Raw genomic sequence first — 7,010 nt, forward strand, 5'->3', positions numbered from 1 at the left:
GCTGCGTCCAGCACCACAACCCACGTCAATGAAAATGGCCGACACCGCTAACATCGTCCCAGCTCATCAAGTGTCGTCCCCGCGCTCGCGGGGGTAGCTCGAGCGTCACGGTCTCGCTCTACATGCGGGTCTGGTCGTCCCCGCGCTCGCGGGGGTAGCTCACAGCACGGGGACTGCCCAGCCCGGTGCTGCTGGTCGTCCCCGCGCTCGCGGGGGTAGCTCTCGTCAGGATTGAGGACGCCTCCCCGAGGTTCCGTCGTCCCCGCGCTCGCGGGGGTAGCTCCCCGCGCGGGCTGTCCACGACCTGACCGCTCAGGTCGTCCCCGCGCTCGCGGGGGTAGCTCCTCGGGCGCGCGGTCGCGGCTCTGCGCCAGGAGATCCAGGCGATGGGCCAAGGCATCAACGCCCGCCTGGACAAGGTCGTCTCGACCGAGGTCTACACGCTCCAGTCCGCCTACACCGACCAGCGCATCACCGCGGTGTCGCAGGAGATCCAGAAAATCCGCGACGAGCGTGACGCCCTGGAGGACACGTTCGAGCAGTACCAGAGAGAAGAACGGGACCGGCGCGAGCGTGAGCGGCAGGCCCGGCTCTACCAGATGGTCCTGCCCGTCATCATGGGGCTTCTGTCCGCGGCGATCGCGGTGTGGGCGGTGGTAGCACGATGAGCGTCGCGCGTAGGGCAGGCAAGGCGCACCGGCGGCTGCCGCGGGCGGAGTGGCTGATCGCGGCGACCGGCGTGATGATCGCGGCCTTCATGGGCTGGCTCGCCGTCCAGGTGGTGGCCTTGTCGGCAGACTTGCACGCTGCGAACGGAGCCCGGGACGCGCTGGCCCGCCAGGTGGAGGGCTTGGGCGGGACGCCGGTCGCCGGGCCGCCCGGGAGCCGCGGCGAGCGGGGGGCTTCGGTGACTGGGCCGCCGGGCCCGGCCGGTGGTTCCGGTCCGCCTGGGGAGCGCGGCCCGTCCGGGTCCCCGGGGCCGTCAGGTTCGCCGGGAAGGAAGGGCGCCGACGGCGTGGACGGCGCTGCCGGCGCGGCGGGCGCACGCGGAACGGACGGGGAGCCGGGACCTGCTGGCGTCGTCGGTCCCGCTGGCGCCGTCGGCCCTGTCGGTCCGGCGGGACCGCCTGGGCCTCAGGGCGAGCCCGGGCCCGCTGGACCACAGGGCCCTGCTGGCGAGCGCGGCACGGCCGGACCGCAGTGCCCTGACGGGTACAGCCTCCAGCACCCGAGCTGGGATGACGACGCTCTCGTCTGCCGTCGCGATGATGCGCCGTCCGGCGGCGAGCCGAGCCCGAGTCCTTCGTCAGAGTCGCGCGTGCTGGGGCTCGATCCGCAGCGCCGACAGTATCCGTGATTCGTGTGCCCACTCTCGCCTCCGGGCGGGAGGGGGCCTTTTCGGAATGTCGAAGGTCAGCCCAACGTGTCGATGGCCTGCACAATGAGAGCCCGCGCCCCCGCTCCGTAGACGGCATCGCCTCGCAGCTCCTCGAAGGCTCGCAGGTAGAGCACGATCTCCGATGGCTGGGTGATACGCACGCGCGCAGAGACCAGCTCGACGCTGACGAGGCGGTCGTCATACACGTGGAACGTCTCGCGCGGCCATTGCCGCCGCAGGGACGCCCTCATCGGGATGATGCCCAGGGACACCTGCGGGTGGGCGCCGGCAGTAAGGAGGTAGCCGAGCTGAGCGGCCATTGCATCCGCATCGCACACCTGGTGCCGGAGCACGGCTTCTTCCACTACAGCAACCAGGCGGCGGCCCGGCTCTTGGAGGACGCGGCTGCGGTCAACGCGGGCCCGGGCGGCGGCCGCGCTGTCGTCGACTGGGACGTCACGGAAACGGGCGCTGATCCCGAGGACGCCGGCAGCGTAGCCCTCGGTCTGGAGGAGGCCGGGAACAAGCGAGGAGGAGTACACACGGAAGAGTTGAGTGTCCTGGAACAGCCGCGGGTCGCTGCCCTGGAGGGCTCGGAGCCCGTCACGCACCTGCGTGCGCCACTCCGTGTACATGGACTCTGCGTGCAGCGACTGCGTGATGAGACCTTCGGCCTGGTCTAAGGCGTCACAGGCCCGGCACCACAGACGGATGTCCGTAGTGGTCGGCGCGGTCTTGGCGTTCTCGATGCGAGACGTTTTTGCATGGTGCCATCCGCACCGGCTGGCCAGCTCGGTCACCGTGAGCCCCGCCGTTTTGCGCAGATCGCGCAGCCGGTGCGCGACGACCTCGCGCGCGGCTTGGGCGGACGAGGACGGAGAGATGGGCATGAGCTGGCCTGTCCGGTGCGGGCTGGGTTAGCGGATCTCGTAATGGTCGTGTGGCGTTGCGAGTGCCCAGACGGCTTCGAAGGCGTCCGAGCAGAGCTTCACCGCCGTCGTGTCGTCGGTTACTTCGCCGCCAGCGGACCGGCCCTCACCGGTGAAGTGGTTCCACCTCACTACCTGGTCATCGAAGAGCCAGAAGTCATTCCCGGGCAAGGCGAGGGTGGAGGCTTTGCGCCGTGGCAGCCAGCGCACCAGTTCGCCTGCGGCGACGTTGGTGAACGTGTTGTCGTACAGATAGCGGGTGTACTCGCTGACCGGCTCGGACACGATGCGGGCCCGGCGGATCACGACGCCGCGGGCGGTGGTCTGCTGCACTAGGTCCAGCCAGGGACGCCACCAGGTGGCTCGGTCGTTCGGATCGTGACGATGACCAGCACGCCACTCGGCGAACGGCCCGCGCTCGTAGTCGACGGCGTAGGTGTCGCGCATCTCCAGGTGGACAGCGGAGCGGGTGGCTTGGGCCATGAGATCAGCGAATTCAGGCGGTGTCGAGGGCATCGCACGCCTCCCTGATCATCGGCACCATGCGGGCGGGGATACGGATCACTGCCTCGTGGTCGGGGATACCAACCGCGTGGCCGGGGACCTCGAACGCGGCGCACTCAGCCTCGGTTGCAGCGTCGGGCTTCCACCCCTGGAGGACGAGTTCTTGCCTTTCCCGGTCGATCCAGACGGTCGGGGATTCGTGATCGCCGGTGTTCGGGTCGATGCCGATGAACTGTAATGACATGGGTGCCTCCGCTGGGCGTGATGTGCAGGACTGTGCATCAAGGTGGTCCTAAGGGCGGTAACCGTCAAGGGAGGCGTGTACGGCGCCGCGCTGCTGAACGGCGCTACCTGCACAAACTTGCACATAGCTAGGTGTGACGCACATCGCACTTCTAGCGTCGGCGGGGACGAAAACCCCGGCGAGGCGGTCACCTCCCGAGGGATGGCCGACGCCCGAGGAGCGCCGACATGCAGCACGGTACAGCCGCCCGGCCACCCGCGGCAGCACACCTCCTGCCGCCGATCGTTTCCCCGACCGTCAGCCGCAGCAGGCGGCACGAACCCCCAGAGGCGCCTGGCGCCCCCGCCCAGTCCTTGCAGAAACGGCGGTGACAGCCGTGGAGCGCAGGCAGCTGCCGCAGGTCCGCGTACTACCCCGGCAGACGTGCGCCGCGCCGGACGCGCGGCACTTCGTGGTCGACGTCCTCAAGGACTGGGGCCTGCTCGGCGTCCTGGACGATGCCGCGACCGTCGTGACCGAGTTGGTGACCAACGCGGTCCAGCACACCGGGACGCCGACCGTCCGGATCATCGTGCGCCGACTGCCGTCAGACGTCGTCCGGCTCATCGTCATCGACAAGAGCCCCGACGCCTGGCCCGCCCTCCGGACCGCAGGCCCTCTCGACACCGCCGGGCGCGGCCTGGCTGTGGTGGACGCCATCACCAAGGGGTGGGGCTGCACCCGCTGGCCCTGGGAGAAGCAGGTGTGGGCCGACCTGTCCACCACTGGGGGCCGGGTATGACTGCCCCCTCGAGGACCCTGACCCTCATCCCCGCCGACCTCCGCCCCCTGATCCCCCTGCCACCCCTGGACGACCTCCCCGCCGCCAAGGCACGCGGGGCCGAGTGCGCCTGGTGCGCCGAGCGGCTGTCCATCGACACCGTCGTGGACCTCGGCGAGCGCCCGGCGCCCGACGGCACGACGCTGTTCCTCCGCGGCTGCCACCGGTGCACCCTGCGGGCCGCAGCCCAGGCGTACATCACCCATCCCGGCCCCTGCCGGCAGTGCGTCTATGACCTGAAGCCCTGCCCGGTCATGGAGGCACTGCGGACTCTGCTGCTGGAGCTGCCCCGATGACCGTGCAGGTGCCAGAGGTGCTCTACGACGTGCACGAGTGCGTCTCCTGGTACGAGGTCCCCCGGCAGCTGCCCGCGCCAGCCGTGGCCGGCGAGGCATGCGTCTGGTGCACCCGCCCGGCGGACGCCACCGCCGTTGTGCTCGCCCCGTCCGCCGCTCTTCCCCGCGTGGCCTGCCTGCGCTGCTACGCGGCCCGGCTCGCCTGGCACTTCACCTGGGCGGCCTGGCGCGCGCACTTCACGGCCTGCACCGCCTGCCAGCAGCGCCAGACCTGCTACGCCGGCCACGGACACCGCCTCCTGCACGAACAGACCGCACAGGCCATCGGCAAGACACCCGAGTGCCTCGCCTGCCCCGCCCCGCTGCTGCCGACGGAGCCGGTCGCGCCCCTGTGTTGGGAGGGCACCACCCGGTTCAACATCGGGTACGCCCACCTCCGGTGCCTGACCGGAAGGGCGAGCACCCGATGACCGCCCCCAGTTCCGTCCGGCCCGTCCGGTACTGGGACGGCACCCCGGTCCCGTTCATCACCGCCTGGTCCAAGGAGCAGATCCCGCCCCAGCCCCTGGCCAAAGTCCTGTGTCCCGGAGGGACGGGACTCGGGCTCCGGGGCGAGACGCAGGTCGAGCGGCACTACGGTGTGCCCTGGATGCGCATGCCGGCCACCCGCGGCGGCCGGCCCCGGCACGGAACCGTCCACGCCCTGCGCCAGCGCCAGGCGATGAGCCGCCTGCTCTGCCAGCTCTGCGGCGGACCCACCACCGGGACCCGGAAAGACGCACGCACACTCTTCCTCACAGCCGGCGCCCGCCACCCCCTCCACGACGGAGAAGTGACGACGTCTCCACCCGTGCACGCCGTCTGCGCCCGCCTCGCCGTCGAACACTGCCCGCCCCTCGGCCACCGGGGCTGGACGGCAGCCCTCGTGGAGCACACACCGGTCTGGGGAGTCGCCGGGACGCTCCACGACCCCCTCACCCTCCAACGAGCACCCGCGCCCGAAGACGGCGAGGGACTGCACCGCATCGCGTTCACCGACACCAGACGCATCCACTGGACCCTCGCAGCCCGCCTCGCCATCACCCTCCAAGGCGTCACCCCCGTCACCGACCTCGACGCCCTGACCAACGAGGAAACCGACGCCACCCGAGCCTCCCGACAAACCTCGCACCCGGCAGCGCCGCCGACCGCGCCCGGTACGGTCCAGGCTCTCGGGTAACTGCCACGCACTGGGTCAGCCCACCCACACCATGTAGACGGCGCGGGCTGCCTCGGCTGTAGCAGGGATGCCGGTCCACTCCTCGCGGTAGCTCACCCCTGAGGGCAAATCGTTGGGCACGTTGTCGGACGGACCAGTTCCGCCGCCCACCACCTGGCCGTGCGCATCATAGAGAACGACCTGCTGGGTGACCCCAGCGGAGAAGACCGTGTCGTGAGTGTTGTTGGTGACCTTCGCCGACAGGTTGTACGCGTGCGGGGCCGAGGTGAATAGGTCATCGCGGTCGCCCTCGGTCAGCATCACCTGGCTGGTGCCGAGCATCTGCTTGTCGACGACGCCGGCCTGGCCGTAGGCGGGCGTGTACTGCGACAGCTGGAGCTTGGCGGGAGTTCCAGTCAGGCTGTCGGAGAGCGCGCCGCCGAACTCCCCGAAGTAGTCGAAGGTAGCGCCAGCGGGGACGTTCGGCAGTATGTTCTCGCTTGAGCCGACGATGGTGCCGGTCTTGTCGAGCGCGTGTACGACAAGGATGACGGGGGTCTTCGCGGTGCTGGAGTTCTTCACGCGGACCACGTACCACTCACGGGTGTCACCACTGTGGTCTTTCACTGTGTGGCGCCATGCGAGACGGACGGACACGGACGGCGAGGCCGCGACCGTTGCCTTCTGCCGACCGGTGACCGAACTTGTACCGATGGGCGTCTGCTCGTCGTGGCTACTGCATCCGGTGAGCGTGAGGGCCGCCATCACGACGGCCGTAGACAGGCTCATGATGCGTCCCATGTGATGCCCCCCAGTGTGGCGTTCGCTGGCGGGATGCTCCCACCGACCCGACGAGGGGTCAACTAGGTGCAAGCTTGCAATAGTTCAGGTCTACGGGGCCTCAACGTCGGAGTGAGGTTTACACGTCGTTCCCGCACCCGCGGGGGAGTTCGGGCAGCGAGGCCGCGCTGTCTCTGTTGCCGATGTCGTCCCCGCGCGAGCGGGGGTAGCTCGGCTGGCGACCTGCTCGATACGGTCAACGAGTAGTCGTCCCCGCGTCCGCGGGGGTGCCTGAAGGTCGCCTTCGGCCATGGCCTCCGGGACCGTCCCCATACCCGGTCCTCCCCGCGGGAGCGGGGGTTGCCCGTCGCCGGAGCTGGCCGTCTTCAGGGACAAGGTGTCGTCCCCGCGCGAGCGGGGGTAGCTCGAGCCGGACCCGCTCCCGCACCGTCAACTCCCGGTCGTCTCCGTGCCTGCGGGGGTTGCTCCATGCCGCCAACCGAGAACGGCGGAATCACCCTGTCGTCCCCGCACGAGCGGGGGTCGCTTCACGGTTCCCGGCCGTCGCGCCGGACGACCCGGGCGCGGCGGTGGCGCGGGAAGCGGGCCTCACTGAAGCCGTGCTTCATGGCTGCCTCGCGCACCTGGTGCAGCGTGACCCGGGCAAGGTCGACGCCAGACAGCTCGCCGAGGCGGCCGTCCCCGCGCGAGCAGGGGTAGCTCCTGATCGGGCGTCGTCTGCTTGATGGCTGCCGGGTCGTCCCCGCGCGAGCGGGGGTTGCTCCACCAGCAGGTCGTCCCCGCGTCCGCAGGGGTTGCTCGATGAATGGCAGGCGCACCCGGTACAGGTTCAAGTCGTCC

The 7,010-nt window shown here is 70.2% G+C and carries 9 protein-coding genes, 1 pseudogene and 1 CRISPR repeat array; of the genes and pseudogenes, 5 read left to right on the forward strand and 5 right to left on the reverse strand.

Going from position 1 to position 7,010, the window contains the following annotated elements:
- Window positions 1-72 precede the first annotated feature (72 nt).
- Window positions 73-344: direct repeats of the CRISPR family, unit length 28 nt; unit sequence GTCGTCCCCGCGCTCGCGGGGGTAGCTC.
- Window positions 345-386: 42 nt separating this feature from the next.
- Window positions 387-668 carry a hypothetical protein gene (locus ACZ4W9_RS40040; RefSeq protein WP_467944174.1) on the forward strand — a complete coding sequence of 94 codons (282 nt, stop codon included), beginning with the start codon at window positions 387-389 and terminating at the stop codon, window positions 666-668.
- 745 nt (window positions 669-1,413) lie between these two features.
- Here the strand turns inward: ACZ4W9_RS40040 and ACZ4W9_RS40045 are convergent.
- The 3 genes from ACZ4W9_RS40045 to ACZ4W9_RS40055 are packed head-to-tail and all read right to left on the reverse strand — an operon-like array spanning window position 1,414 to window position 3,055.
- The gene (locus ACZ4W9_RS40045) at window positions 1,414-2,268 is read right to left on the reverse strand and encodes a Scr1 family TA system antitoxin-like transcriptional regulator (protein ID WP_467944175.1); all 855 of its coding nucleotides are present in this window, start codon (window positions 2,266-2,268) and stop codon (window positions 1,414-1,416) included.
- 27 nt (window positions 2,269-2,295) lie between these two features.
- On the reverse strand, window positions 2,296-2,823 hold the full coding sequence (locus ACZ4W9_RS40050) for a DUF6879 family protein (protein WP_467944176.1): 528 nt from the start codon (window positions 2,821-2,823) through the stop codon (window positions 2,296-2,298).
- Window positions 2,804-3,055, reverse strand: a complete 252-nt coding sequence (locus ACZ4W9_RS40055) for a hypothetical protein (protein ID WP_467944177.1) — start codon at window positions 3,053-3,055, stop codon at window positions 2,804-2,806. The genes ACZ4W9_RS40050 and ACZ4W9_RS40055 overlap by 20 nt, the downstream gene beginning before the upstream one ends.
- Window positions 3,056-3,422: 367 nt before the next feature.
- Here ACZ4W9_RS40055 and ACZ4W9_RS40060 point away from each other — a divergent pair, with 367 nt between their 5' ends.
- From ACZ4W9_RS40060 to ACZ4W9_RS40075, 4 genes are read left to right on the forward strand one after another with little or no spacing between them, the layout of a single operon-like run.
- Window positions 3,423-3,836 (forward strand): ATP-binding protein, encoded by a 414-nt coding sequence (locus tag ACZ4W9_RS40060; protein WP_467944178.1) that lies wholly within the window; start codon window positions 3,423-3,425, stop codon window positions 3,834-3,836.
- Window positions 3,833-4,171 carry a hypothetical protein gene (locus ACZ4W9_RS40065; protein WP_467944179.1) on the forward strand — a complete coding sequence of 113 codons (339 nt, stop codon included), beginning with the start codon at window positions 3,833-3,835 and terminating at the stop codon, window positions 4,169-4,171. Before ACZ4W9_RS40060 ends, ACZ4W9_RS40065 begins: the two co-directional genes overlap by 4 nt.
- Window positions 4,168-4,641: a hypothetical protein gene (locus tag ACZ4W9_RS40070; RefSeq protein WP_467944180.1), complete on the forward strand. Its 474-nt coding sequence runs from the start codon at window positions 4,168-4,170 to the stop codon at window positions 4,639-4,641. Before ACZ4W9_RS40065 ends, ACZ4W9_RS40070 begins: the two co-directional genes overlap by 4 nt.
- Window positions 4,638-5,390, forward strand: a complete 753-nt coding sequence (locus tag ACZ4W9_RS40075; RefSeq protein WP_467944181.1) for a hypothetical protein — start codon at window positions 4,638-4,640, stop codon at window positions 5,388-5,390. The genes ACZ4W9_RS40070 and ACZ4W9_RS40075 overlap by 4 nt, the downstream gene beginning before the upstream one ends.
- A gap of 15 nt (window positions 5,391-5,405) precedes the next feature.
- Here ACZ4W9_RS40075 and ACZ4W9_RS40080 read toward each other — a convergent pair whose 3' ends face one another.
- Window positions 5,406-6,170, reverse strand: a complete 765-nt coding sequence (locus ACZ4W9_RS40080) for a hypothetical protein (protein WP_467944182.1) — start codon at window positions 6,168-6,170, stop codon at window positions 5,406-5,408.
- A 527-nt stretch (window positions 6,171-6,697) separates the two neighbouring features.
- Window positions 6,698-7,010 (reverse strand): annotated as a pseudogene (locus tag ACZ4W9_RS40085) (hypothetical protein); the annotation flags it as partial.

It is taken from the genome of Streptomyces sp. NPDC029296, assembly GCF_055569255.1.

Coding starts and splice junctions, on each gene's coding strand:
- ACZ4W9_RS40050 (WP_467944176.1), bottom strand. CDS start 2,823: ATGCCCTCGACACCGCCTGAATTCGCTGATCTCATGGCCCAAGCCACC.
- ACZ4W9_RS40075 (WP_467944181.1), top strand. CDS start 4,638: ATGACCGCCCCCAGTTCCGTCCGGCCCGTCCGGTACTGGGACGGCACC.
- ACZ4W9_RS40080 (WP_467944182.1), bottom strand. CDS start 6,170: ATGGGACGCATCATGAGCCTGTCTACGGCCGTCGTGATGGCGGCCCTC.
- ACZ4W9_RS40040 (WP_467944174.1), top strand. CDS start 387: ATGGGCCAAGGCATCAACGCCCGCCTGGACAAGGTCGTCTCGACCGAG.
- ACZ4W9_RS40055 (WP_467944177.1), bottom strand. CDS start 3,055: ATGTCATTACAGTTCATCGGCATCGACCCGAACACCGGCGATCACGAA.
- ACZ4W9_RS40065 (WP_467944179.1), top strand. CDS start 3,833: ATGACTGCCCCCTCGAGGACCCTGACCCTCATCCCCGCCGACCTCCGC.
- ACZ4W9_RS40045 (WP_467944175.1), bottom strand. CDS start 2,268: ATGCCCATCTCTCCGTCCTCGTCCGCCCAAGCCGCGCGCGAGGTCGTC.
- ACZ4W9_RS40070 (WP_467944180.1), top strand. CDS start 4,168: ATGACCGTGCAGGTGCCAGAGGTGCTCTACGACGTGCACGAGTGCGTC.